Genomic DNA, 24,309 nt, shown 5'->3' with positions numbered 1-24,309 from the left:
CTATGGTCCATCAAGCACGTAAACGATTTGGCCAACATTTTTTGGTTGACGAAGGAATTATCGAATCCATTGTGCGCGGGATTGCCCCTCAGAGCGGCGATACGGTGATCGAAATTGGTCCGGGCCTCTCGGCTCTGACCAAACCGCTTTCGAAATTGTTGGACCACCTTACGGTCGTGGAAATCGATCGGGATCTGGCCGGGCGATTGCGGCGCCAGTATCCCGAAGAGCACCTTACGGTGGTCGAAGGCGATGCGTTACAGGTGGATTTCGGCGTCTTGGGGAGCAAGCTGCGGATAGTCGGTAATCTTCCTTACAACATTTCCAGTCCGCTGCTGTTCCACCTGATTGAATACGCCGACAGCGTTATAGATCAGCATTTCATGCTGCAACGCGAAGTCATAGATCGTATGGTCGCTGCGCCTGGTTCGGGAGACTACGGACGGCTGTCAGTCATGCTTCAGTCACGTTATCGGATGAACAAATTATTCGACGTGCCCCCAGAAGCATTTGATCCCCCGCCCAGGGTAGTGTCGGCAGTCGTCCGCATGGTGCCTTTGCCCGAGTCGCGTCTGAAGCCGAGAAGTCAGAACGCTTTCGAAAAGTTGGTCGGACGAGCATTCACGCAGCGGCGCAAAATGTTGCGCCGCTCGCTGAACGATTGGGCCGGTTTGATCGATTGGGAAGGCTTGAACATTGCGCCAACGTCGCGAGCCGAAGAACTTTCGGTCGAGCAATTCATAGGCTTGTCCGACAGTTTATTGGCGGCAGGCGTTCTGAAATCCTGACCACGCTGCTGATTTGGTTTCTAGAACAACCGTGAGCGTAAAGGCGAAGCGCAGACTTTACTGGCGTAAGGCAAGCAGAATCGATAGCGTCCACGTTTTATCAGAAATGGAATTAACCAAAAAACCAGTAGCACACGGCAATAGAGGCGAGGACTCCGGCCAAATCTGCGATCAGCGCGCAGCCCACGGCGTGGCGCGCGCGCTGTATTCCTACTGCGCCGAAGTACACCGCCAATACATAGAATGTGGTTTCGGTACTTCCTTGCACCGTAGCGGCCAACAGGGCGGGAAAACTGTCCACCCCGAAATGCTGCATCGTTTCGATCAGCATGCCGCGTGCAGCGCTGCCGGAAAAGGGCTTGACGATCGCAGTGGGTAGTGCGTCAACGAAGCGAGAGTCCATGCCGAAGGCATGAACGGCCCACCGGATGCTGTCCAGCAAGGCATCGAGGGCGCCGGAAGCGCGCAATACGCCTACCGCGCACAGCATGGCTACCAGGTAGGGAAGCAGATTTTTCGAGATGTCGAAGCCTTCTTTGGCGCCTTCGATAAAGCATTCATATACTTTCACTTTCTTGCGGGCCCCAGCCAGCAGGAAAGTCATGATGATCCCGAAGAGGGTAAGGTTGCCCATCAGCGACGATGTGGCGCTGATGGCGGTGCTGCTCAGGCTCGCGAGCAGTGCCATCAGGCTGCCCACCCCGAGCGCCAAGGCGCCGCCCCACGCCAGCACTACTGGATCGTACAACTTGATTTTCTGCATGAACGCCACCGCAAGCAAGCCCGCCAGGGACGACGCTGTCGTCGCAAGCAAAATCGGCAGGAACACCATGGTCGGGTCGGGGGCACCTTGTTGAGCACGATACATGAAGATGGTAATGGGCAGCAGCGTGAGTGAAGATGCATTCAATACCAGGAATAGGATCTGCGCATTGGTAGCTGATTTTGGGTCGGGGTTCAGGGTTTGCAATTCGCGCATGGCGCGAAGCCCTATGGGAGTCGCGGCATTGTCCAAACCCAGCCCATTCGCCGCAAAATTCAGAGTGATCAGTCCCAGCGCAGGGTGACCGGCTGGAACGCCTGGCATCAGCCGCCGGAAAAGCGGCGTAAGCAATCTTCCCAGCTGTTCTATAAGCCCTGCGGCCTCTGCTATCCGAAGAAAACCCAGCCACAGAGTCAAGGTGCCGAACAGCAGGATCATTAGTTGTACGGAGAGTTCAGCCATACTGAACAGGCTGAGGACCATACGTGAAAAAACCTCAGTGTCATGCAGTGCGACCCACTGGTACAGCCCGGATAATGAAGCGATGACGAAGAAAGCTAACCAGAGGGTATTGAGCATAAAGCGTGGTGGTGGGCATTAAGTGGCAGATCATGATTGTCGCAGAGTCTGGCCGTTCCCGGCGTAGGTGCTGCGACACCGAGCGGTGAGGATCTATTGCAACCGTTGGTAAACTCTTGACTCAATGCGGGTTTTTCACTTATATATTCCCTTTGGGAGTGGGTTTCCAAAACGGGCAGATCCGCTTCCTGCATAGTTTGCTGTACAACGCTTTACTTCATATATGCGGCTGATCAGGAGGACCTCATCATGAGCGTGCAACTGAACCACACTATCGTCTGGTGTCGCGATAAGCACAAGTCGGCAACCTTTTTCGCCGACGTACTGGGCCTGCCCAGCCCCACCCGATTTGGACCCATGCTTGTTGTTCAATTGAACAATGGGGTGTCGCTGGATTTTTATGAGAGCGATGACCAGATTTCTTCGCAGCACTATGCATTTCTGATCGATGAAGAGACCTTCGACCGGGTTTTTGCCTCTATTCAGGAGCGCAGGTTGCGGCATTGGGCAGACCCCGGAAAAAGGCGACTTGGCGCCATTAACCGGAATGACGGAGGGCGTGGGGTGTACTTCGAGGATCCCGATGGCCACTTGCTGGAGGTACTGACCCGGCCGTACGGCAGCGGCGAGCCCAGCGGCCTGCCATAACGCACAATAAGGAGGCTGCCGATGTGGCCTCCTTATTGTGCAATGAACCACGGCCGAAAGGGTTCAAAGTCCGATCCTGCCTTTACATACCAGACTTTACGGGTTGCATCCCACTGTGCGCCCAGCGCTTTGACTTGATCTTTATCCGCGTAGGGCACCTTTAAATCAAGACGGCTTTGAACGGGGCGAACCTCACCCTGGTTTTTGCGAACGGCTGCGTTCGCCCGCGAGCGCGATGATGCCAGTTCCATTCTTGAAATAAAGGGACTGCGCTTTTGTTCTTCCGTTGGCGAAATCAGGGTAAGCCGCGACTTGGCGCGGGTTGCGCCAACATAGAACAAGTTTTCTTCTTCCTTCATATCCAGCATAGGGCTGGGGAATTCTCCATTTTCGAGAAATGGCAAGATGACGTGATCGAACTCTTTCCCTTTTGCGTTCGCTACGCACTCGAGCATAACGAAGCCCTTGCTTCTGCGGGTCGCCACATACGCATCTGCCGCACCTGTCCATTCAGAGAAGTCTCGCAGGTTCATGCCGGACTGCCGGGCTACCGAAATAAAACCATTGACCGATTTGGCGACGACGGCGGCGTCGTAAGGGTGAACATAGATGCGTTTGGCAACAGATTCCAGATCCATTTGAATGCAGATTTCGCCAAGTACGATGTCTGCCGGCGTATCGGTCGCCAAGCCTTCCATATAGGCTACCGAATTGGAAATGCGCGTTTTGGCTTGTTCGGATTCACTACGTTGGATCTGGCCGCTGAAGAACGAACTGAGGATGGCCGGGTCTTTGGCGATAACGTTCTTCGCGTCGTCCATCTCTTTTGGGCTAAAGTCGACTTCGCCGAAGATGGCCAGCGATTCCACGATAGCCTTGCGCACGGGTTCCGATTTGACGGTAGCCAGGTTTTTCAAGGCGATGGCGATCATGCCGCGCAAGAACAGGATTTCTTCTCGTTGAAGATAGCCCTGCATACCATGTGTCCGGTAGGCGATGTTGGCATGCATCAACGCATTTTCTATGGCAACGGATTGATGGCGGTCACGCAGCAGAATGGCACAGCGCTCTAGCGGATGGCCGTCGATTTTCCACCACCGGTTCACCGCCTCGACCACACGGCCGGCGGCATCGCCCGGGCTGCCGTAATCGTAGTGAAGCTGCAGGATATCGGTGTCTACCGGCAGGTTCGAATCAACCGGCTTCTGCTTGAATGATTCCATCGCATAAGCCAACTGCGGGCCATGGCGGTAGGTCATGGTCAAGGGATAACGCACTGTTGCGGGATGCCGGTCAATGAAACGATGCGTCAGATAACTCTCGTCGGCCCCCAGGCTCGAATGGATGACTTGATCCTTGTCTCCGGCGCCGACAAAATACAGGTTCTCTATATCGAGCAAGGCTTGCAGTATGCGGAAGGATGCTTCATTCAGGTCATGTAGTTCGTCGCCAACCACAAGCCGGTAATGGGGAAGTGCATTTTTCGTATCTGCAGCTTCATGAAAACGGCGGGCAAGATCGTAGGTGGCATCAAAAGGGCCCCTGAAGCGGGCGTCATCGAAAGTTCCCAGGCGTAGTCGTTCGTATTCAAGTGTCCATAGATAGTCTGTCAGCGGAATACTAAGGCGTTCGACGGTTTCTTCCAGACTCATGCCATCATCGTCGTCTTCAAGTGCCATTGTTGCCTTCAGATTCAGCTGGCATTCCAGGAATTGGCTGATGGCGATATTGTGGGTACGTATATCCAGGAAATCGGTTTCGCCCGCGTAGGCTTGGCTCACGCGCTCTATTGCAGCAAGCGCATGCTCCTTGAGATCCTTCGCTGAATGCAACTGAGGGGCGTTGTCGCCATCAATCGATTTAAGAATTTCGGTCGCAAACTCTTCAAACGTTTGCACCTGGATCTTTGTAGCCGTGAAAGTAGGGATGCCTATTTCTATCAGGCGAGCTTTCATGACGTCTTTCGCTTCAGGTGTAAATACTAGGGCCAGGATCTTTTCGGGCGGCATGCTGCGCGCAATCGCTTCACCAATTCTCAGGGCCAATGTCGTCGTTTTTGCGGCCCCTGCATTGGCCTCGATCAAGGTGACCCTATGCTGCGACAGTTGAATGTCTTTCTGTTCCTGAGTCGGAATGAGGCCCTGAGGTATAAACCTCGAGGGATTGGCTTTTTTCGGCATTAATTGATCTCCAGGGTATAAATCTTACCCTGTGGCCAGGTTCTCCGTGCCGCGGTCTACAACCGTAGAGAGCCTTGCGGTAGATCTATCGAAATTCCCTGGTTTGCGATTTACTCGTTTCACCACGGCGGCACCAGATCGCATAAACAATCAAGTTGCCCACGATAAGCAACAGGGACATCAGTATTTGGATTTCACGGGTAAGGCCTTGGGGATATATGGCCACGAGCAAGTATTGCTCAAGAAAGCTGTTTTGATAGTTTTCTCCGCCTGCCAGGCTGCGGAATCTGTTTTCAAGCGGCGTCAATGGGCATATCCAGCCCATACCAACAACGACTGCTCCCCACATAAGCGCGGGCACGTGCAGCCATGCAAGCCATCGTTTCCATAATGCCAGAAGGCCGCCGAAAATAACGAAGAGCACGAATGCGGCATGTAGTAGCAGAACCAGATCGGCGAAAATTCTATAAATCATTTTTCGATATTTGCTGAAGTAAAACGTGGCTTCATGGTGCGAGAGGCCGGCCGGCCAAAGCCTTTAGTGATTCGAGCCGATCCGCCTCGGCGGCCGGTTTGTCATGCCGCCACCTCAGTATGCGCGGGAAACGTAGAGCGACCCCGGATTTGTGCCTATTTGATAAATTGACGGCTTCAAAGGCGAGTTCGAACACGTGTTGCCATTCGACGGCGCGAACCGGTCCGAAGCGTTCCACTGTGTGGGCCCGAATCCAGCGATCCAGTTCCAGTATTTCCTGGTCGTTCAAACCGGAATACGCTTTTGCAACGGGCGTAAGCGAGTCGCCGTCCCACAGGCCAAAGGTATAGTCGGTATATAGGGTGCTGCGTCGACCGTGGCCGGGTTGAGCGTATAACAGCACGGCATCGATTGTCAGCGGGTCGATTTTCCATTTCCACCAGTCACCACGCCTACGGCCCGCTTGGTACGGCGCCGTTAGGCGCTTGAGCATCAGGCCTTCCACTCCTTGCTCACGCACGCCGGCTCGAAGCCGGGCTGCTTCGTCCCAATCGGCCACGGTCACGCAGGGCGATAGCCGTATTGGCGAGTCAGGCGGGCCCGCTGCCAGCAACTCTTCCAGCAGGCGGCGACGCTCAATTTGAGGGCGGAGCCGCAGGTCCTCACCATTGAGTTCCAGCACATCGTAGGCCATCGCTCTTGCCGGAGCGGCTTCGAGTATCTTTGGGCCGGGCTTGAGCCTTTGAATGCGGGTCTGTAGGGCGGCGAACGGCAGGGGATTTTCTTCGCCATGACTCCATGCAAGCAGCTCCGCATCGAGCACGCAGTCTTGTGGCAGTCGGGCGGCGGCGGCTTCGATTTCTGGAAATCTTCCGTCAAGGCGTTCTTCGCCACGCGACCAAAGCACAATGCTCGTTCGCCGTTTCAATATCTGGAGTCGGATTCCGTCCCATTTCCATTCGATTAACCATCCAGAGGTGTTGCCCAGCGTGGCTGGATGGCCCTCAAGCGGCGAAGCCAGAAAGAAAGGATAAGGTTGCTGGCTGTCTGTAACGAGGCTTTCGGAAGAAAGTAAGTTGCGTAGGAAGGTGGGGGAAGGTAGCCATTCACCCATCATGCGCTGGGCGATACGTGCAATGTCGACCCCTGAAAGCTCAGCAAGGGCCTGCTGAACAAGTCGTTTGGATACTCCTACGCGCAATGATCCCGTCAGCATCTTGTTGAACAGTAGTCGCTGCTCCAGCGGTAGGCCCGTCCAGGCCTGGACAATGGTTTCACGCCGGACGGAAGGTGCTGCGTTTGCCACAGGAAGGAGGCGATTTTCTATCCAGTCGGCAAGCGGGATATCCGCCATGGGTGCGGCGGGATCGGGCATCAACAGCGCCAATGTTTCGGCCAGGTCTCCGACGTGATAATAGCTTTCCTGCACCAACCAGTCCGTCATGCCGGTCGTAGCGGCAATCCATTCGCGAAGCTCAGACGTTGTGGCGATTTTTCGTTTTGCAGAGGTGATTTTCCCCCCGGACAGCAGGTATAGGGCCCAGGCGGCGTCACGAGGCGGTGCGTCGCGAAAGTACCCAATCAACGCGGCCCGCTTGTCCAGTGTCGCGGTGCTGCGATCCAGTTCCTGGTACAAAAGCGCGAAGCGTTTCATATCGTTATCAGTCGTCCTCGGCGAATTGGGTGGTGAGTGCCTCAGCGAAAATGCCGTCATCGTTCAATGCGCGCACGAGCACATCGGTGTCGCCGTGCGTCACGATGACGCGGCGGGCACCCGTGTCGCGTATGGTGCGCATCAGGTCCGGCCAGTCAGCATGGTCAGAGATAACGAATCCGCGGTCCATGTTGCGCCGCCGCCGGTTGCCCCGAACTCGCATCCACCCCGAGGCAAATCCATGTCGCGGATTACGAAAGCGTCGCAGCCACGCACTGCCTGCGGCCGAGGGCGGCGCCAATGCAAGCTCACCCTCGTAGCCGGTTTTTGAGGACATTTCATTGATCAACTGAGTCTCGATCATGGCAATACCGGCGCGGCGGTAGATGTCGACACCCGCCGCGATGGCCCCGTGCAGCAGCACTGGCTTATCCGTGTGTGCCATTAGTTCGGCGAGCACCCGTTGCGCTTTGCCGAGCGCATAGCAATATAGTATGGCCGTCTCGCCGCGCGCCGCGCATTGATCGCGCCATTGGACGATTTCCCGCGCCACTTCGCTCGTATCTGGCCAACGATATACCGGCAACCCAAACGTGGACTCGGTAATGAACGTATCGCAAGGTACGACTTCGAAAGGATCGCAGGTTGGGTCGGCCTGACGCTTATAGTCGCCCGAAATCACCCATGTGGCGTTATGGACTTCAATGCGAACCTGCGCTGACCCAAGGACATGGCCCGCGGGGTGAAGCGATATTTTTGCATCGCCCAGCGTGAACGGTTCTCCGTAGGAATGAGGGTGGAATATCTGTTCCTGTAACCGCCACTGGAGGATGGGCAGACCTGGGCTTGAGGTATGGTACTGGCCCATACCGACGCGAGCGTGGTCGCCGTGCCCATGCGTGATAACGGCACATGCTACTGGGCGCCAAGGATCGATATAGAAATCGCCGGCGGCGCAATACAAACCTTCAGGACGCAATTGGACGATGTCTTCCACGGCGAGGCCTTGTTGGCTGGATTTCGATAGTGTAAGGATAATCGCCACAACGGAGCTAGAATCAGCGAATGAACGTCAAGATCCAACATTATTCTGGCAAGGAGACTCCCAATGGAAGACCCCTACGATCTGGAACGCTTTATCCACGCCCAGGCTCCCGTTTACCAGCAAATTTGCGCGGAGCTCCAGCAAGGCCAGAAGCGCAGCCACTGGATGTGGTTCGTTTTTCCTCAAATTGCGGGCCTCGGCCATAGTGCGATGGCGCAGAAATACGCGCTCAGGTCGCTGGAGGAAGCCGTTGCCTATTTGCAGCATCCCATATTGGGCGCGAGACTCGTTGAATGTACCGAGCTTGTGCAGGCGGTCAATGGACGTAGCATCGAGCAGATTTTCGGATTGCCTGATAATCTCAAGTTTCACTCTTCAATGACCCTGTTTTCCAAGGCATCGCCAAACACGCAAATTTTCTCTAGTGTGATCCAGAAGTATTTTCACGGGCAGATCGACGCTGCTACGCTAAAAATCCTGGTGAATCAAGCAATTCCCGATCACCGTTCATGACTCGTGAAGCCCGTCTGAGCCGCGAACTGCGGATCTTGTTATGTTCCTGCCGTATAGCGGCGCTGGGAACGGTAAGCGACAGCAGCGCACCGTTTGTCTCTATGGTGCCGTTCGCTGTGCAACCCACGGCCGGTTATCTTGTGATTCATGTAAGTGGCCTCGCGGCTCATACTCGCCATATGCAAAAACGGTCCCAGGTGTCGCTTCTGATAATGCAGCCTGAAGCGCCTGGTGTGGCGGTTCACGACCTGCCGCGAGTCACCCTGAACGGGGCAGCTATCTTGCTGGACCCTGGCAGCGATGACTGGCGAATGTGCCGGGCTGCCTACCTCGATCGATTTCCCGAGGCCGAGCCCATGACTGGCTTCGGGGATTTCCGGTTCGCCGCCATAAAAGTGAACAACGGCCGCCAGATCGCTGGATTCGGCGCTGCACGCGACGTCGATGCGCAGGAAATCCAGCGGGTTATGAGCCTTATGGACTGCGGCCCGTCTTAACCCGCGCCAAGCAGGTCGTGGGCATTCAAAATGGCATAGACAATGTCGGGATGACTGTCGAGGCATCGGCGTACAGCGGCCGGAATGGATTGCCGAGTTTTACGGCACAACCCTGGGCCGCTGACAAGCTGGATGCCGAAGCCGCGTACGGTTCGGACCCCGCGAGCGCTTGGGATAATTTCAAGAATGATGCCTAGCTGTGATTCCAGGCGCTCTTCAATTCGTTTCAACTCAGCATAGCTTGATATGCTTTCGATGCGCGCAATAAGCTTTTTCTCTTCTTGCTTGGTCAGCAACAGTATGCGGGCATCGCTGGCCGGATTGTTCAGCAGTTCTTCCCGATGGCAGGTGCAGGCACCGGGCGGACAGGCCTCGCGGATCGGTACGGAGTTCGGTGGCAACATAAAGGGCACACTACTGATCATTGGTCGTTTCGCAAAAGCAATGTTACCGCGATCTATCCCGCGCGTGTCATTCGCTTGGCATCGTTCAAAAACAACACATACTGACCACGTGGACCGCTTTGCTGCGATGCTATTGAGCACTTTCAGGAGATAATGATGCTCACCCTTAGCCCGTACTGAAAGAGATCGAAATGAACTGGAGAGCCTGGCGCCGTCAGTGGATGACTGAGCCTTTATATCGTATGGCGCGTGAAGCAATGCCGCGCCTTTCGCCCACTGAACAGCAGGCCATTGAGGCGGGCGACGTATGGTGGGACGCTCAGCTTTTTTCTGGCGCGCCCGACTGGCGTACTCTGGTGAATGTTAAGCCAGTAGCTCTTACTCCCGATGAACGCCTTTTCATGGACGGGCCTGTTGCACAAGTGTGCCGGATGCTCAACGACTGGGATATCACCTGGCAGCACGGCGACTTGTCCGCCGAAGTCTGGAACTTTCTTAAGGTGCATGGCTTCTTCGGCATGATCATCCCCAAAGAATACGGTGGCCTTGGCTTCTCGCCTTATGCCCATTCGGAGGTCGTCCGCCAGATTTCAGTACGGTCGCTTGCGGCCGCCGTGACCGTCATGGTTCCGAACTCGCTCGGTCCTGGCGAACTTCTCATGCAGTTCGGCACAGACGAGCAGCGCCAGTATTGGCTGCCGCGTCTCGCGCGTGGCCAGGAAATACCCTGTTTTGCCCTCACCAGTCCGGAGGCCGGCTCTGACGCGGCGGCCATGACCGATACAGGCGTCATATGCCGTCGCGACGTTAACGGCATTAGTACGTTGGGCATACTTCTTAATTGGCGCAAGCGCTACATAACGCTCAGCCCTGTTGCGACAGTGCTTGGCCTTGCATTCAAGCTGTTCGATCCCGAGGGCCTTATCGGCGGCAAGCAGGAACTCGGTATTTCGGTGGCGCTGGTTCCCACCAATCTGCCCGGAGTCACCGCAGGCCGTCGACACCTGCCCGCCTTGCAGGCTTTCCAGAATGGCCCGATCGAAGGCAACGATGTATTCGTGCCGCTTGATGCCCTGATAGGAGGCCTGGAAAAAGCGGGGCAGGGATGGCCCATGCTAATGAGCGCATTGGCTGCCGGTCGCGGCATCTCATTACCCTCGTTGTCAGCGGCTGCCTGTGTATTCAGCGCCCATACCTCGGGTGCGTATGCGCGGATTCGCACGCAGTTTGGGCTCCCCATCGGCAAATTCGAAGGCGTACAGGAAAAACTGGGCCGCCTGGCCGGAAACGCCTATCTGGTTGAAGCCGCGCGCCGTTTCACGTGCGCTGGTTTGCAGCTGGGATACAAGCCATCCGTCGTATCGGCCATCATGAAACTGCATGCCACCGAACGTATGCGTCAATCAATAAACGACGCCATGGATATCCATGCCGGCAAGGCCGTCATCGACGGCCCCAATAATTATCTGGGAAATCTGTATCGTGCCCTGCCTGTGGCCATCACAGTCGAAGGCGCCAACATTCTGACCCGCAGCCTTATCGTATTCGGTCAGGGCGCTATCCGGGCCCATCCTTTCCTCATGAAGGAAGTGGTCGCCTTGGGCAATAGCGATCAAACGGCAGGTGAAGACGCGTTTGACGCCGTCATTTGGAAGCACTTGGCACACAGCGTCAAGAACGCCTTAAGGGCTACGGGTATGGCGTGGACAGCCGGCCGTTTTGCGATGGCTCCAAAAGGCGTAGGTGCTGTGGCGCCGTATTACCGCAGTCTGAATCGTTACGCTGCCGCATTCGCTCTGGTTTCAGAAGTAGCACTGCTAACCCTCGGTGGATCGCTAAAACGCAAAGAGATGCTTTCCGGCCGCTTGGGCGATGTCCTGGCCGAACTGTACTTGCTGACCGCGGTGTTGCGGCGTTGGCAAGACGAAGGTCAGCATGAGTCCGACTTGCCCTTGGTCAGATATTGCGCTGAGCAAAGCTTTGCCACGATCGAGCAGCGTCTGGATGATGTATTGCTTAACCTTCCGCTGCGCGTGGCGGGTTGGGTGCTAAGGGCATTAGTCCTGCCGCCTGGTTTGCGGGCCACGCCCCCCTCGGACAATGCCACCGCCCTTTGCGCCAATATATTGCTGGAGCCATCCGATACGCGCGACCGGCTCGTGGGCGCCGTATGGGAAGGCCATGATAGTGCCAGCGTTGAACGGCTTGAACGCGCGTTCGAATTGCTTACCGGGGTTCAGCCTTTACTGGATCGCATCAAGCATGCCGGTTTGAAAGATTGGCGCGTGGCCCATGCTAACGGTGCGATAACTGATGCGCAGGCAAACTCATTAAAGGCAGCCGAAGACGCTGTCGCCGCTGTCATCGAGGTCGATGACTTCGCGCCAGGCGACTTTGACCGCCAGTCGGCTTAGTCGGCTCGTTCTTTGCGCTGTATTAATTCAATCTTATAACCGTCAGGGTCTTCGACAAAGGCAATGACCGTCTGGCCATGTTTCATGGGGCCGGCTTCGCGTGTAACGTTGCCGCCTTTTTCTTTGATGCGGGCACAGGCGTCGTAGGCATCTTCGACTTCAAGGGCGATATGACCATAGCCATTGCCCAGGTCGTATTCCTTGGTGTCCCAGTTATGCGTCAGTTCAATCACGGCGCCTTCACTTTCATCTTGGTAACCTACAAAGGCCAATGTGAATTTGCCATCGGGGTAGTCCTTGCGTCGCAGCAGTTTCATGCCCAATACATCGGTGTAAAACATGAGTGATCTGTCCAGGTCGCCGACTCGCAGCATGGTATGTAGCAAGCGCATCAAAATCTCCTTATTGGGTGGTTCGAGGTTAAGGGGGCGGATTTCAGATCAGCGGCAAAGAACCGGGGTCGTATTGCCGCAGGGCGTTGCGTGATCGCTCGAAGCCGGGCAATATCAGTCCGACTTCACGCCAGAAATCCTTGCTGTGATTCATTTGACGCAAATGCGCAATCTCATGGGCAATTACATAGTCAATGATGTCATGCTCAAAGTGTATCAGTCGCCAGTTCAACATGATATTGCCATCACTGCTGCACGATCCCCATCGCGTTGCGGCCGACGAAAGCCGCCAACGGCGTATTGTTAATTGGCTCGCATCCAGGAAATGCTGCAGTCGTTGGCCAAACCATGCCGTCGCTTGTTGCTGCAGCCATGAGTGCACGCTATCGCGCACCCTGTTGCGATCAGCATCGGCAGGAAGTGCCAGGCTAAGAACGCTGCCATGTTCCGGAGAAAATTGGGTGCCATGAAACGCGGCCGTTTGTTGAGCGGCGTCCAGGTGCAGAACAATGCGCTTTCCCAGGTAAGGGATGGATCCGCCATTCTGCCATAGCGTATCGGCAGTCGCTAAATGTTGCTGGCGGGCTTGCCTGATGCGCAGCTTGCCCAGTATCCAGTGCGCTTTGTCGATGACGGCAGCGTCGATCTGGCTCAGCGTAACCCAATTGGGGGCTGTAACTTGCAGGCCATCATCATTGATGGTCAACCCTATGCTCTTGCGCCGCGACCGCTGTAATACGTAGCCTATGGTCTGCTGCGGAGCTTGTACTTCGCGCCAGCGAGCATTAGCGGGCAGTGCCGCAGGGCAGGACGTCGCAACGCCGTGGTCGACTTTAGGCGGTGGCGCCGGCGGCAGGGTCGCTGTCGACGGCGCGGGACCGGAAAACAAATCGAGCTGTTTAGTCACGCCCATATCGTTCGGGGTTCAATACTCGCATTTCGGACTCGATCCATTCTTGGACCTGCTTGTTCACCGTGTCGGCATCCAGACCTTCTGTCTGAATCAGGGGGCCGATCGATACGGTAACGAGCCCAGGCTTTTTTAGGAAAGCGTTACGCGGCCAGCATTCGCCGGCGTTATGGGCAACGGGAATAATCGGGGTCTGCGTGCGGGTAGCCAGCAAGGCACCACCTAATTTATACCGACCCGTTTTCCCTGGCAACATGCGGGTGCCTTCCGGGAACAAAATTGGCCAACGCCCTTCGTTGATACGTTCCTGGCCAATTTTCACGACTTGTTCGAACGCATCGCGGCCTTTGGCGCGGTCGATCGGGATCATGCGCAGCAATGCCAATCCCCAGCCAAAAAATGGAATGCGATGGAGTTCCCGTTTGTACACAAAGCACATGTCGCGCGGCATGTAGCCGATGATGAACATGGTTTCCCATGCGGATTGATGCTTGGACAGCATCACTGCCGGACCGTCCGGAAGATTTTCAGCCCCTTTGATCTGCCACCGTATGCCAAGTATGACCTTGGCGCCCCAGATGGCCAGCCGAGGCCAGCCGATGGTTACCTTGTAGCGCCAGTGTAAGGGAAGGGGCGCGCATAACAGGCTCGCAAACGCGAACGGAATAACAGTAATGAGCAAGAAAGTCTGGTAAAGCGTAGCGCGAATCGCGGCCATATTTTTATTCCTCGGAAAGCCAGGAGTCGACCACCGCTGCAAGGTTTTCCCGTATTTGGGTTCCTGCCGGCAGGTCGCCTTTATCCCATGTTTTTTTACCATTGCCGGTAAGTACCAGCCATGGCGCACAGCCGGCGGCTACGGCCGCCTGCAGGTCGCGAAGTGAATCGCCAACGGATGGGACATTTTTCAGGCTGACATCATAGCGGCGTGCTATATCGAGGTACATTCCGTGAAGGGGCTTGCGGCAAGCGCAACCGTCGTCCGGCCCGTGAGGGCAGATGAAAATGGCATCTACACTACCGCCGACATGGGCGAGTTCGCGGCGCAATTTCGCATGGATTAAATTTAACGTGCCCATGCTGAACAGACCGCGAGCGATGCCGGACTGATTGCTCGCGATAACCACGCGCCAGTTGGCCCTGGACAGTCTCGCTATGGCTTCCAGGCTACCTGGCAACGCGATCCATTCATCCGGGCTCTTGATATACTCGTCGCTATCCTCATTGATAACGCCGTCGCGATCGATTATGGCAAGTTTCACTGAGCTAACCTGGAAATATCGGCGACCTGATTCATGACTTGATGCAGTTCGGCCAGCAAGGCCAAGCGGTTGGCACGTATGGCCGGATCTTCTGCCATTACCATGATATCGTCGAAAAATGCGTCGACAGCCTCTTTGGCTTGCGCCATGGTGGCCAGGCTGGCAGTAAAGTCGCCCTGCGCCAGTTGGGCCTGAGCCTGGGGCTTGAGTGTATTGATAACCGTAGCCAGAGCCTGCTCGGCGGCTTCGCTGAGCTTGGCAGGGTCCACATTTCCCAGCGTAGTGTCAGCCTTTTTAAGCAGATTGGCAATACGCTTGTTGGCCGCGGCCAGGCTTTCCGCTTCGGGACGTTGTGCAAAACTGGCACACGCCTGAATGCGGGCATGGACCTGATGAAGCGCCGGCTCAAGAGCCAACACCGCATCGACCACATTTCGGTCGAAATCGTTATTCAACAGGTTACGGTAGCGCTCGTAAATGAATGCTTGAACCTCGGCAGCGCTTGCTTCGTTTACCGCTCCGGTAACGAAGCTTGTGATGGCGAATGAAAGCAGATCGGGCAAACGAAGACTGTCGCCATCGCTAATGGACAAGTATCCGCCGGCCTCCAGTTGCTCGAACGCGCTGATCAGGCCGAGGGCTGCGCGGCGCAAGCCGTAGGGATCGCGCTCGCCAGTCGGCACCAAGCCTATGCCCCATATGCCGATCAGGGTTTCGACGCGTTCCGCAATGAACAGTATTGTGGACGTCAGGGTGGCGCTACTGACCGGTGTATCGAGGCGTATCCGGTATTGGTCTTTAATCGCCAGCACAACGTCATCGGGTTCGCCGTCGGCCTGCGCATAATAGGCCCCCATAATTCCTTGCAATTCGGGGAATTCGCCTACCATGTTGGAAGCCAGATCGGCCTTGGCCAGCATTGCTGCGCGATCGGCGTGCTGAACATTGGCGCCCAGTTCCGCGGCAAGGTAGCGTGCTATTTTGCGAACGCGCTCGGCCCGTTCAAGCTGTGAACCCAATTTGTTGTGATAGACGCTGGTGGCGAGCCCGGCCACGCGATCGGCCAATTTGATTTTGCGATCGGTTTGGAAAAAAAACTGGGCATCGGCCAATCGGGGGCGCACGACCCGCTGGTTGCCTTCTACGATATTGACGGGATCGGCCACCTGCATGTTGCTGACAATCAGGAAGCGATGAGTCAGTTTGCCGTTTTCGGGCTCGAATAGCGGGAAATATTTCTGGTTCAGCCGCATGGTCAAAATCAGGCACTCGGGTGGCACCTGCAAGAACTCTTCTTCGAATTCGCCCACATACACGGTGGGGTGCTCGACCAGTGCGGTAACTTCTTCAAGCAGCGCATCGACCTCGGGGCCAATGCCTATGGTGGCGCCCAACGCGTGAGCTTGGCTTTGCAACTGTTCGCTGATCAGGGTGCGGCGGGCTGTAAACGAAGCGATGACCTTACCTTCGGCATGCAGTTGTTGCTGGTAGGTGTCGGGCGATTCGATGGTAATTGCGTGCCCAGCCATAAAACGGTGCCCCTGGGTGATTCGACCAGCATCCAGCCCTAAAGCTTGAACCTTGACGATCTGTGGGCCCCATAGTGCGATAAGCTGGTGCGCCGGGCGTACGAACTTTACGCTGCTTATCCCATCGTCCAGCTGATAGCGCATGACCTTGGGGATAGGCAGATGGTTGATTGCGTAGTCGAGCGCTTCTTGAAGGGCATCTACCAAAGCCGACCCTGCTGCCACTCCCCTGGCAAACAGGTAATCCTGTTTGCCGTCGGATTCTGTAATCAGGTCGGCGGCGGTCAAATGGTCCAGGCCCTTGCTGGCCATTTTCTTGGCCAGTGCGGGGCTGATTTCCCCCGTATCGCTCAGGCCTATTTTGGCCGGCATGAGCTTTTCGGTATACGTTTGTTCTGGGGCTTGGGCTAACACAGCACTGAAAACGACTGCCAGGCGTCGAGGCGTGGAGAAGTCGGTGGTTGTGCAACCGGCCGCCAGCAAATGATGTTGTTCCAGTGTCTTACGTATACCGTCCGCAAAGGCCAGTCCCAGTTTCTGCAAGACTTTGGGGGGTAGTTCTTCAGTCAATAACTCAATCAGTAAAGGCTGGGTAGATCCAGTGGAGGCGATCGTCATTATTTGGCCTCCGTGCCATTGCAGTTCACAAGCATGGGAAATCCGAGGTTCTCGCGTGAATCAAAATAGGCCTGCGCAACGGCGCGAGACAAGTTGCGGATGCGACCAATGTAGGTAGCCCTTTCGGTAACGCTGATGGCGCCGCGGGCATCAAGCATATTGAAGGTGTGGGCTGCCTTAAGGGTTGCTTCATAAGCAGGCAGTGCCAAGGGCACGTCGATAAGGCGCTTGGCTTCGGCTTCATAATCGTTGAAGTGGGCCAGCAACATAGGTATCGAGGCGTACTCGAAGTTATACGTGGATTGTTCTACTTCGTTTTGATGAAAGACATCACGATAGAAGACTTTTTGGCCCTGGCGCCCTTCGGTCCAGACCAGGTCGTATACGCTTTCGACGCCTTGCAGATACATTGCCAACCGTTCAAGGCCATAGGTTATCTCGCCGGTCGTCGGGCTGCAGTCCAGCCCCCCCACTTGCTGAAAGTAGGTGAATTGCGTGACTTCCATGCCGTTTAGCCAGACTTCCCACCCCAATCCCCACGCCCCCAAAGTAGGGTTTTCCCAGTCGTCTTCGACAAAGCGAATGTCATGTTCTTGCGGATTGATGCCCAGGGCGACAAGCGAGCCGATGTACAGGTCCAGGATGTCGGTCGGCGCTGGTTTCAGCACCACCTGATATTGGTAATAATGCTGCAAACGATTCGGGTTTTCGCCGTAGCGCCCGTCTTTGGGACGCCGCGATGGCTGCACATAGGCTGCGCGCCATGGCTCTGGTCCGATCGAGCGTAAGAATGTCGCGGTGTGCGAAGTGCCCGCGCCGACTTCCATGTCGTAGGGTTGCAGCAGGGCACAGCCCTGCTTATCCCAATATTGCTGGAGCGTTAAAATTATTTGCTGAAATGTGAGCATGAGCGAAGGCCAGTGAAGCGAAAAGCCGCAAAATTTTTCAATTTTAACTGGTTCCGCGCTGGAGAAGGAGGACGCAGGTTCGGGGCCTCTTGCATTTGGTCGTATGATATTGAGTTATCGACCATCTTTAACAGGCGCAATCGGCGCCGCAGCTTTTTTTGGGGATTGCTCTATGTCTGACTTGGTAAAAGTGGAAATAATTGATCGCATCCAGATCATCACGGTCAATAGGCCCGAGGCACGCAATGCCATCAACTATGAAACCGCACATGAACTGGCCAAGGCTTTCGATCAGCTTGATGCCAACGACGACGTCGTCATCGGAATTCTTACTGGTGCCGGCAATACCTTTTCTTCCGGTATGGATCTGAAAGCATTCGCCCTCAATGGCCAGCGTCCCCTGGTCGCAGGGCGCGGTTTTGCAGGCCTTTGCGAAAAGCCCCCTCGCAAACCGCTGATTGCCGCCGTAGAAGGCTATGCGCTGGCTGGCGGATGCGAAATGGCCCTGGCATGTGACATGATCGTGTCCGCCAACAACGCCAATTTTGGTTTGCCCGAAGTCAAGCGCGGCATCGTGCCTGGATCAGGCGGTATGGTCCGCTTGCCCAGCCGTATCCCGTACCATATCGCCATGGAAGCAGTGCTGACCGGCGAGATGCTGCCCGCCGAGCGCGCCCATCGCTATGGCTTGGTAAACCGGTTGGTCGAGCCGGGCCAGGCATTAGAAGGCGCGCTGGCACTGGCCCGTTTAGTTGCTCAAAACGGCCCGCTGGCTGTACAGACCGCCAAAAGTATCGTTACCAACTCGCGCGACTGGCGCCAAGCCGATATGTTCGATTTGCAGCGGCCGCGCATTGCCCATATCTTCACCTCGGCTGATGCGAAAGAGGGGGCAACTGCCTTCGCCGAAAAGCGCATGCCCGTATGGACCGGCAAATAAAGCTTTGAACACTTGGCCCGCAACCTTGGTAGGTCTGTGTGGCCTGCCTTTTTACGTTGAACAGACACCATGACAATCACCATCACAGAAAACGACCTGATTCAGTCCATCGCGGACGCCGTGCAGTTTATTAGCTACTACCATCCTGCCGACTACATTCAGCATCTTGCCCGTGCCTACGAACTCGAGGAAAGCCCGGCCGCCAAGGATGCGATTGCGCAAATCCTGACCAACTCACGCATGTGCGCCGAAGGCCACCGCCCCATTTGCCAGGACACCGGCGTGGTCAATGTGTTTCTGAAGATAGGGATGAATGTTCGCTTCGCCACGCAGCGCAGCATGCAGGATCTATGCGACGAAGGAGTGCGTCAGGGCTATCTGAATCCCGACAATCCCTTGCGCGCTTCGATTCTTACCGACCCTTTGTTCACTCGTAAGAATACGCGCGACAACACGCCCTGTATTGTCAGCGTCGAGCTGGTTCCGGGCGATAAGGTTGATGTGCAGGTAGCTGCCAAAGGCGGTGGTTCCGAGAACAAATCCAAATTCGCCATGCTCAATCCCAGCGATTCCCTAATCGACTGGGTCTTGAAAACCGTACCTCAAATGGGTGCCGGCTGGTGCCCGCCGGGCATGTTGGGAATAGGCGTCGGCGGTACGGCGGAAAAAGCCATGTTGATGGCCAAGCAGTCGTTGATGGAAGACATCGATATGTACGAACTATTGCAGCGCGGCCCGCAGAACAAGCTGGAAGAACTACGTATCGAGCTTTACCAGAAAGTGAATGCGCTGGGCATCGGTGCACAAGGCCTGGGCGGCCTGACGACTGTGCTGGACGTTAAAATCCATACGTTCCCGACACACGCCGCATCCAAGCCTGTGGCCATGATCCCCAACTGCGCGGCAACCCGTCACGTGCATTTCGAACTCGATGGCTCAGGGCCAGCCCAATTGACCCCGCCGGCACTTTCAGATTGGCCCGACGTGCATTGGGCCCCGGACTACAACAAATCTTTGCAGGTCGACCTCAACACCCTGACCAAAGAACAAGTCGCCAGTTGGAAGCCCGGCCAGACTTTATTATTGTCCGGCAAAATGCTGACCGGGCGCGACGCCGCGCATAAACGTATTCAGGATATGTTGCAAAACGGCGAGAAACTGCCTGTCGATTTCACCAATCGTGTCATCTATTACGTAGGACCTGTCGATCCTGTCGGCGACGAAGTGGTCGGTCCCGCGGGTCCTACCACGGCGACTCGCATGGATCAGTTCACCGACATGATGCTTGAACAGACCGGCCTGATTTCCATGATAGGCAAGGCCGAGCGCGGTCCTGTGGCCATCGAGTCCATACGTCGTCATGGCTCGGCTTACCTTATGGCTGTGGGCGGTTCGGCTTACCTCGTTTCCAAGGCGATTCGCGGCGCCAAAGTCGTAGGCTTCGAAGACCTTGGGATGGAAGCCATTTACGAATTTGACGTCAAAGACATGCCCGTAACCGTCGCCGTAGATTCGACCGGAACCTCGGTCCATGAAACCGGCCCCAAAGAGTGGAAAGCGCGCATCGCTGAAATCCCGCTGATGCCGGTCTAATCGCTTTCGCTTGACCCTTAAGAACCGCTGCTTGGTCAGCGGTTTTTTTTCGCCCAGGGCCCGACGACTTAAATTCACGGCGCTGCATCGATGACCGGTATTGACCGCAACTTCAACTCGCCTCCCACCTTGAAAGCTAAAGCACCCTCTATACCAGCACCGGTCCAATTCCATTCATCTGTACGGTGCAGTGGGTCAGGGCCGGCCGGGTGAAAGTTTGAGCAAGCCGGGCAAGCGGGCTGGGTCGGGGACAAAAGGGGCCGTCTGTCTGAGTCCGAAGCACAGGCCATGAGGCCTGGCGAGGGCGAGTTCGGCACCGCCCCGAGTCAGGCCGCTTGCCCGGGTAGCCCGGCGAAGCACGGGCCGCAGCGATCTTTCACCCGGCCGGCCCTGACCCGCTGCAACGACCTAAGAAACCATAATCAGTCGCCCAGTTCTGTCATTGCCGACACAGAGTTCCGATACATTTGGCCGACCACCACCTTAGGGCAACTTGAGGGTTTTCGCCTATGTCAGCCAAGCCCGCCACCGCATACTATTATTGTTGAAATAGTAATATATCAGTGGGATGCGCGTGGACGTTTCCCACCGCAACATAAATTTGCGCAGGCCCCGGGGAACGGAGTCTGCCTTAGGGGAGACAATGAAAATCTTATTCAAGCTGACTGCCGTCGCGGCTTTAGGCTTGGCGTTCGCCAATGCCCACGCCGAGCCCAATAAATATCCGTCTCGCCAGGTAACCATTGTCGTGCCATTTTCCCCCGGAGGAGGCACCGATACAACGACTCGATTACTGGCACAAAAGCTAAGCGACTTATGGGGTCAATCGGTAGTGGTTGAGAACAAAAGCGGTGCCGCAGGCACAATTGGCGCCGCGCAAGTTGCACGGGCCAAGCCCGATGGCTACACGCTGATGATGGGTAATATCGGAACCCAATCCATCAATCCATCACTGTACACGCTGCCTTATGACCCGAAGACCGCTTTCGCGCCCATTACGCAAGTCGTTGAACTGCCTTTGATTCTGGTGGTGAACTCAAAATCAGGCATTGGTTCCGTCAAAGACCTGATCGATGTCGCAAAGAAGCGGCCTGGCGAATTGTTTTTTAGTTCATCAGGGGCCGGTAGTTCCATGCAACTTGCTGCCGAGGCGTTTCAACAGGCTGCCGATGTAAAGATGACGCATGTCCCGTTTGCGGGAGAAGGGCCTGCCGTGACAAATCTGATAGGCGGTCAGGTCAATGTGACGTTTGGTACCGTTATGGGTAGCGGCCCCTTTGTCAAGCAAGGGGCCCTTAAAGGGCTAGGAGTAACCAGTGCTAAGCGTTACCCGACGTTTGCCGACCTTCCGACGATTTCTGAGAGCGGCCTGGAAGGATACAACTCCGTGTCGTGGGTTGGGCTGGTGGCGCCTGCTGGCACACCTAAAGCAATCGTCGACAAAGTATCGCAAGACGTTAAGGCAGTGCTTGCCGATACGAAATTCAGTGAGCAGTTGATCAGCCAAGGTGGCTTGCCGATAGGATCCAGCCCCGAGGAATTCACGAAGAAAATCAACGACGATTTTCTCGTATATAACAAGATCATCAAAGCCAACAATATTGCGATCAAGTAGCCTTTATGGCGACGGGTCGAAGCAAATGCAGCGGGGCCGCCATTGTGGCGGCCCCGCTGCATACTGCCATCAGTGCTAACTGACGAAAACCAGAGTTGGCTACCGGCCCTTTGCTTGTCGCCAGGCGGCAAAATCGGCGCGCGATTTTTCGTCGGTTGCCGGATATAGGCCGATGATGGACCGGCCGCTTAGCACCGCTTCCGTAACAAAGTCTTCGTAAACTGTCATTTCCACCGCTTCCGCTGCGACTACATCGGCCAAGTGGGCCGGGATCACGACGACACCTTCGCCATCGCCCACGATCACGTCGCCGGGAAACACAGCTACGTCGCCGCAACCGATAGGCACGTTGATATCCAGCGCCTGGTGCAGGGTCAAGTTGGTGGGGGCGGACGGGCGATTATGGTAAGCAGGGAAGGGCAAGCGCGCTATCTCGGGTGAATCACGGAAGCCCCCGTCTGTGACGACGCCGGCAGCGCCCCGTTTCATCAGGCGTGACACCAGAATAGATCCTGCCGAGGCGGCGCGCGCATCTTTACGACTGTCTATCATCAGGACAGCCCCTTCGGGACATTGATCTACCGCGACCCGCTGTGGGTGCTGACGGTCCTGGAAGACCGTAATGGGATTCAAGTCTTCTCGTGCGGGGATATAGCGCAGCGTGTACGCCACACCAACCATATTGGGAAGGTCAGCATTCAGCGGGCGCACATCCTGGATGAACTGATTGCGCAGACCGCGCTTGAACAGCGCCGTACATAGGGTAGCGGTGCTGATGGTGGCAAGCTGCTGCCGAGTAACGGAATTCAGGGACACGTAATGGCTCCTTTAATAGATGCTGGGTTCGCTGTTCGGGGCTCCGAACTCGGTTTCAAGAAAGTCAAGATCGCAACCTGAGTCAGCTTGCAAGATATGTTGGGAGAACATCCAGCCATAACCGCGCTCGAATCGCTTAGGTGGCGGCGTCCAGGCGGCGCGGCGCTGTGCGAGTTCTTCGTCGCTGATTTCCAAGTGAATACGCCGGGCAGGTACGTCGACGGTGATTAGATCGCCGGTCTTGACCAAGGCCAGATTGCCGCCAACGTAGCTTTCGGGTGCGACATGCAATATGCAGGCGCCATAACTGGTGCCGCTCATTCGCGCATCGGACACGCGAAGCATGTCTCGTACCCCTTGCTTCAAAAGCTTGGTGGGTATGGGCAACATGCCCCATTCCGGCATGCCAGGACCGCCCTGCGGGCCAGCGTTGCGCAGAACCAGGATATGTTCGGCTGTGACATCAAGGTTTTCGTCTTCGACGGCCTCTTTCATGCTGGGATAGTCGTCAAACACCAAGGCAGGGCCTGTGTGTTGCAGCAGCTGAGGTGCGCAGGCGCTGGGTTTGATCACGCAACCCGAGGGTGCCAGGTTGCCTCGTAACACGGCAAGGGCACCTTCGGGGTAAAGAGGATTCGTCAACGGGCGGATGACGTCGTCATTGTGCACTTCGGCGCCAGCGATATTCTCGCCCAGGCTGCGGCCGTTGACCGTTAATTGGTCAAGTTGCAGGTGGTCGCCCAGGCGATTCATGAGAGCCGGTAGTCCGCCGGCGTAAAAGAAGTCTTCCATCAGATAGGTGTCGCCGCTGGGTCGTACGTTGGCGATGACGGGAATGTTTCGGCTGGCCGCATCGAAGTCGTCGAGATTGACCGCGCAGCCAGCGCGGCGCGACATGGCCACGAGATGAATGACAGCGTTTGTTGAGCAGCCCATGGCCATCGCCACCACGATGGCGTTCAGAAAGCTGGCACGAGTCAGTATGCGCTGCGGTGTCAGGTCTTCCCATACCATGTCGACCACGCGGCGCCCGCACTCTGCCGACATGCGTATGTGATTCGAATCTGCCGCCGGGATGGAGGCAGCCCCCGGCAGCGTCATGCCGATCGATTCTGCAATGGACATCATGGTGCTGGCTGTGCCCATCGTCATGCAAGTCCCGGCACTGCGCGCGATTCCGCCCTCTACGCCCACCCATTCGACTTTGCTTATTTTTCCGGCCCTGCGTTCATCCCAGTATTTCCAGGCATCGGAACCGGACCCTAAAACCTTTCCTTTCCAATTCCCGCGCAACATGGGGCCGGCAGGCAGAAAAATGCAAGGCAGGCCAGCGCTAATGGCGCCCATCAGCAGGCCGGGAGTGGTCTTGTCGCATCCGCCCATGAGCACGGCGCCGTCGACGGGATGGCTACGCAAGAGTTCTTCGGCTTCCATTGCCAGCATGTTTCGATAAAGCATGGTGGTAGGCTTGACGAAGTTTTCCGATAGCGAAATCGCTGGCAATTCGATCGGAAAGCCACCGCTTTGCAGTATGCCGCGCTTTACGTCTTCGACCCGCTGCTTGAAGTGGGAATGACAGGGGTTGATATCGGACCACGTATTAAGGATCGCAATAACGGGGCGGCCGGCCCAATCTTCGGGCGCATAGCCCATTTGCATAAGACGGGAGCGATGACCGAAGGAGCGCAGATCATCGGGAGCAAACCAACGGGCGCTGCGAAGCGATTCGTAAGGGCGTTGTGACATGGTTTTTGGCCTGTATGTGA

At 56.1% G+C, this 24,309-nt stretch carries 22 protein-coding genes; 8 read left to right on the top strand and 14 right to left on the bottom strand.

The genetic code is table 11. The features are described from left to right. The first annotated feature begins 2 nt into the window (after positions 1–2). A complete protein-coding gene (gene rsmA, locus EKL30_RS09275) occupies positions 3–788 on the top strand; it encodes a 16S rRNA (adenine(1518)-N(6)/adenine(1519)-N(6))-dimethyltransferase RsmA (RefSeq protein WP_126706924.1) in 786 nt (261 codons plus the stop codon). A gap of 112 nt (positions 789–900) precedes the next feature. Here rsmA and EKL30_RS09270 read toward each other — a convergent pair whose 3' ends face one another. After that, positions 901–2,130: a nucleoside recognition domain-containing protein gene (locus tag EKL30_RS09270; protein ID WP_126706923.1), complete on the bottom strand. Its 1,230-nt coding sequence runs from the start codon at positions 2,128–2,130 to the stop codon at positions 901–903. 249 nt (positions 2,131–2,379) lie between these two features. Between EKL30_RS09270 and EKL30_RS09265 the strand changes: the two genes are divergently transcribed. Continuing rightward, positions 2,380–2,778, top strand: a complete 399-nt coding sequence (locus tag EKL30_RS09265) for a VOC family protein (protein ID WP_126706922.1) — start codon at positions 2,380–2,382, stop codon at positions 2,776–2,778. Positions 2,779–2,810: 32 nt separating this feature from the next. Here EKL30_RS09265 and EKL30_RS09260 read toward each other — a convergent pair whose 3' ends face one another. From EKL30_RS09260 to EKL30_RS09245, 4 genes are all read right to left on the bottom strand, one after another. Next, positions 2,811–4,958 (bottom strand): 3'-5' exonuclease, encoded by a 2,148-nt coding sequence (locus tag EKL30_RS09260; protein WP_126706921.1) that lies wholly within the window; start codon positions 4,956–4,958, stop codon positions 2,811–2,813. 85 nt (positions 4,959–5,043) lie between these two features. Next, positions 5,044–5,433 carry a DUF2784 domain-containing protein gene (locus EKL30_RS09255; protein ID WP_126706920.1) on the bottom strand — a complete coding sequence of 130 codons (390 nt, stop codon included), beginning with the start codon at positions 5,431–5,433 and terminating at the stop codon, positions 5,044–5,046. Positions 5,434–5,464: 31 nt separating this feature from the next. Beyond that, positions 5,465–7,087: an ATP-dependent DNA ligase gene (locus EKL30_RS09250; protein WP_126706919.1), complete on the bottom strand. Its 1,623-nt coding sequence runs from the start codon at positions 7,085–7,087 to the stop codon at positions 5,465–5,467. A 7-nt stretch (positions 7,088–7,094) separates the two neighbouring features. Continuing rightward, a complete protein-coding gene (locus EKL30_RS09245; protein WP_126706918.1) occupies positions 7,095–8,084 on the bottom strand; it encodes a ligase-associated DNA damage response exonuclease in 990 nt (329 codons plus the stop codon). A gap of 111 nt (positions 8,085–8,195) precedes the next feature. On the opposite strand from EKL30_RS09245, the gene EKL30_RS09240 reads away from it, so the two are divergent. Together EKL30_RS09240 and EKL30_RS09235 are read left to right on the top strand one after the other, a co-directional pair. Then, the gene (locus EKL30_RS09240) at positions 8,196–8,645 is read left to right on the top strand and encodes a DUF1810 domain-containing protein (RefSeq protein ID WP_126706917.1); all 450 of its coding nucleotides are present in this window, start codon (positions 8,196–8,198) and stop codon (positions 8,643–8,645) included. Then, on the top strand, positions 8,642–9,142 hold the full coding sequence (locus EKL30_RS09235; protein ID WP_126706916.1) for a HugZ family protein: 501 nt from the start codon (positions 8,642–8,644) through the stop codon (positions 9,140–9,142). The genes EKL30_RS09240 and EKL30_RS09235 overlap by 4 nt, the downstream gene beginning before the upstream one ends. Here EKL30_RS09235 and EKL30_RS09230 read toward each other — a convergent pair. Further along, the gene (locus EKL30_RS09230; protein WP_233582960.1) at positions 9,139–9,567 is read right to left on the bottom strand and encodes a hypothetical protein; all 429 of its coding nucleotides are present in this window, start codon (positions 9,565–9,567) and stop codon (positions 9,139–9,141) included. The genes EKL30_RS09235 and EKL30_RS09230 overlap by 4 nt on opposite strands. Before the next feature lie 170 nt (positions 9,568–9,737). On the opposite strand from EKL30_RS09230, the gene EKL30_RS09225 reads away from it, so the two are divergent. Next, positions 9,738–11,960 (top strand): acyl-CoA dehydrogenase, encoded by a 2,223-nt coding sequence (locus EKL30_RS09225; RefSeq protein WP_126706915.1) that lies wholly within the window; start codon positions 9,738–9,740, stop codon positions 11,958–11,960. Here EKL30_RS09225 and gloA read toward each other — a convergent pair. From gloA to glyQ, 6 genes are read right to left on the bottom strand one after another with little or no spacing between them, the layout of a single operon-like run. Next, positions 11,957–12,352, bottom strand: coding sequence for a lactoylglutathione lyase (gene gloA, locus EKL30_RS09220; protein WP_126706914.1), 396 nt, complete (start codon positions 12,350–12,352; stop codon positions 11,957–11,959). The genes EKL30_RS09225 and gloA overlap by 4 nt on opposite strands. A gap of 43 nt (positions 12,353–12,395) precedes the next feature. After that, the gene (locus EKL30_RS09215) at positions 12,396–13,265 is read right to left on the bottom strand and encodes a M48 family metallopeptidase (protein ID WP_126706913.1); all 870 of its coding nucleotides are present in this window, start codon (positions 13,263–13,265) and stop codon (positions 12,396–12,398) included. Beyond that, positions 13,252–13,980 carry a 1-acyl-sn-glycerol-3-phosphate acyltransferase gene (locus tag EKL30_RS09210; RefSeq protein ID WP_126706912.1) on the bottom strand — a complete coding sequence of 243 codons (729 nt, stop codon included), beginning with the start codon at positions 13,978–13,980 and terminating at the stop codon, positions 13,252–13,254. The genes EKL30_RS09215 and EKL30_RS09210 overlap by 14 nt, the downstream gene beginning before the upstream one ends. A gap of 4 nt (positions 13,981–13,984) precedes the next feature. Then, positions 13,985–14,524: a D-glycero-beta-D-manno-heptose 1,7-bisphosphate 7-phosphatase gene (gene gmhB, locus EKL30_RS09205; protein WP_126706911.1), complete on the bottom strand. Its 540-nt coding sequence runs from the start codon at positions 14,522–14,524 to the stop codon at positions 13,985–13,987. Then, positions 14,521–16,671, bottom strand: coding sequence for a glycine--tRNA ligase subunit beta (gene glyS / locus EKL30_RS09200; protein ID WP_126706910.1), 2,151 nt, complete (start codon positions 16,669–16,671; stop codon positions 14,521–14,523). Before glyS ends, gmhB begins: the two co-directional genes overlap by 4 nt. Beyond that, positions 16,671–17,579 (bottom strand): glycine--tRNA ligase subunit alpha, encoded by a 909-nt coding sequence (gene glyQ / locus EKL30_RS09195; protein ID WP_126706909.1) that lies wholly within the window; start codon positions 17,577–17,579, stop codon positions 16,671–16,673. The genes glyS and glyQ overlap by 1 nt, the downstream gene beginning before the upstream one ends. A gap of 172 nt (positions 17,580–17,751) precedes the next feature. Here glyQ and EKL30_RS09190 point away from each other — a divergent pair, with 172 nt between their 5' ends. The 3 genes from EKL30_RS09190 to EKL30_RS09180 all read left to right on the top strand — a co-directional run bounded on the left by EKL30_RS09190 (position 17,752) and on the right by EKL30_RS09180 (position 21,727). Beyond that, on the top strand, positions 17,752–18,519 hold the full coding sequence (locus tag EKL30_RS09190) for a crotonase/enoyl-CoA hydratase family protein (protein ID WP_126706908.1): 768 nt from the start codon (positions 17,752–17,754) through the stop codon (positions 18,517–18,519). 69 nt (positions 18,520–18,588) lie between these two features. After that, positions 18,589–20,112 carry a fumarate hydratase gene (locus EKL30_RS09185; RefSeq protein ID WP_126706907.1) on the top strand — a complete coding sequence of 508 codons (1,524 nt, stop codon included), beginning with the start codon at positions 18,589–18,591 and terminating at the stop codon, positions 20,110–20,112. 643 nt (positions 20,113–20,755) lie between these two features. Next, positions 20,756–21,727, top strand: coding sequence for a tripartite tricarboxylate transporter substrate binding protein (locus EKL30_RS09180; RefSeq protein WP_158618409.1), 972 nt, complete (start codon positions 20,756–20,758; stop codon positions 21,725–21,727). A gap of 99 nt (positions 21,728–21,826) precedes the next feature. Here EKL30_RS09180 and EKL30_RS09175 read toward each other — a convergent pair whose 3' ends face one another. Both EKL30_RS09175 and araD read right to left on the bottom strand, forming a co-directional pair. Further along, the gene (locus tag EKL30_RS09175) at positions 21,827–22,537 is read right to left on the bottom strand and encodes a ribonuclease activity regulator RraA (protein WP_126706992.1); all 711 of its coding nucleotides are present in this window, start codon (positions 22,535–22,537) and stop codon (positions 21,827–21,829) included. An 18-nt stretch (positions 22,538–22,555) separates the two neighbouring features. Further along, positions 22,556–24,289, bottom strand: coding sequence for an L-arabinonate dehydratase (gene araD, locus EKL30_RS09170; protein WP_126706905.1), 1,734 nt, complete (start codon positions 24,287–24,289; stop codon positions 22,556–22,558). Between the last annotated feature and the right edge of the window lie 20 nt (positions 24,290–24,309).

The sequence above is a fragment of the Candidimonas sp. SYP-B2681 genome (assembly GCF_003971065.1).
In the GTDB taxonomy this organism is placed as follows: domain Bacteria; phylum Pseudomonadota; class Gammaproteobacteria; order Burkholderiales; family Burkholderiaceae_B; genus Pollutimonas.
Note: the sequence above shows the minus strand (reverse complement) of the source record. Positions and strands in the feature narration are given on the sequence as shown.

What these genes read in the sequence shown, in the direction of transcription:
- EKL30_RS09230 (WP_233582960.1), bottom strand. Translation starts at nt 9,567, where the DNA reads ATGATCAGTAGTGTGCCCTTTATGTTGCCACCGAACTCCGTACCGATC.
- EKL30_RS09210 (WP_126706912.1), bottom strand. Translation starts at nt 13,980, where the DNA reads ATGGCCGCGATTCGCGCTACGCTTTACCAGACTTTCTTGCTCATTACT.
- EKL30_RS09265 (WP_126706922.1), top strand. Translation starts at nt 2,380, where the DNA reads ATGAGCGTGCAACTGAACCACACTATCGTCTGGTGTCGCGATAAGCAC.
- glyQ (WP_126706909.1), bottom strand. Translation starts at nt 17,579, where the DNA reads ATGCTCACATTTCAGCAAATAATTTTAACGCTCCAGCAATATTGGGAT.
- EKL30_RS09225 (WP_126706915.1), top strand. Translation starts at nt 9,738, where the DNA reads ATGAACTGGAGAGCCTGGCGCCGTCAGTGGATGACTGAGCCTTTATAT.
- araD (WP_126706905.1), bottom strand. Translation starts at nt 24,289, where the DNA reads ATGTCACAACGCCCTTACGAATCGCTTCGCAGCGCCCGTTGGTTTGCT.
- rsmA (WP_126706924.1), top strand. Translation starts at nt 3, where the DNA reads ATGGTCCATCAAGCACGTAAACGATTTGGCCAACATTTTTTGGTTGAC.
- EKL30_RS09190 (WP_126706908.1), top strand. Translation starts at nt 17,752, where the DNA reads ATGTCTGACTTGGTAAAAGTGGAAATAATTGATCGCATCCAGATCATC.
- EKL30_RS09235 (WP_126706916.1), top strand. Translation starts at nt 8,642, where the DNA reads ATGACTCGTGAAGCCCGTCTGAGCCGCGAACTGCGGATCTTGTTATGT.
- EKL30_RS09180 (WP_158618409.1), top strand. Translation starts at nt 20,756, where the DNA reads ATGAAAATCTTATTCAAGCTGACTGCCGTCGCGGCTTTAGGCTTGGCG.
- EKL30_RS09255 (WP_126706920.1), bottom strand. Translation starts at nt 5,433, where the DNA reads ATGATTTATAGAATTTTCGCCGATCTGGTTCTGCTACTACATGCCGCA.
- gloA (WP_126706914.1), bottom strand. Translation starts at nt 12,352, where the DNA reads ATGCGCTTGCTACATACCATGCTGCGAGTCGGCGACCTGGACAGATCA.
- EKL30_RS09215 (WP_126706913.1), bottom strand. Translation starts at nt 13,265, where the DNA reads ATGGGCGTGACTAAACAGCTCGATTTGTTTTCCGGTCCCGCGCCGTCG.
- EKL30_RS09260 (WP_126706921.1), bottom strand. Translation starts at nt 4,958, where the DNA reads ATGCCGAAAAAAGCCAATCCCTCGAGGTTTATACCTCAGGGCCTCATT.
- EKL30_RS09250 (WP_126706919.1), bottom strand. Translation starts at nt 7,087, where the DNA reads ATGAAACGCTTCGCGCTTTTGTACCAGGAACTGGATCGCAGCACCGCG.
- glyS (WP_126706910.1), bottom strand. Translation starts at nt 16,671, where the DNA reads ATGACGATCGCCTCCACTGGATCTACCCAGCCTTTACTGATTGAGTTA.
- EKL30_RS09270 (WP_126706923.1), bottom strand. Translation starts at nt 2,130, where the DNA reads ATGCTCAATACCCTCTGGTTAGCTTTCTTCGTCATCGCTTCATTATCC.
- EKL30_RS09240 (WP_126706917.1), top strand. Translation starts at nt 8,196, where the DNA reads ATGGAAGACCCCTACGATCTGGAACGCTTTATCCACGCCCAGGCTCCC.
- EKL30_RS09185 (WP_126706907.1), top strand. Translation starts at nt 18,589, where the DNA reads ATGACAATCACCATCACAGAAAACGACCTGATTCAGTCCATCGCGGAC.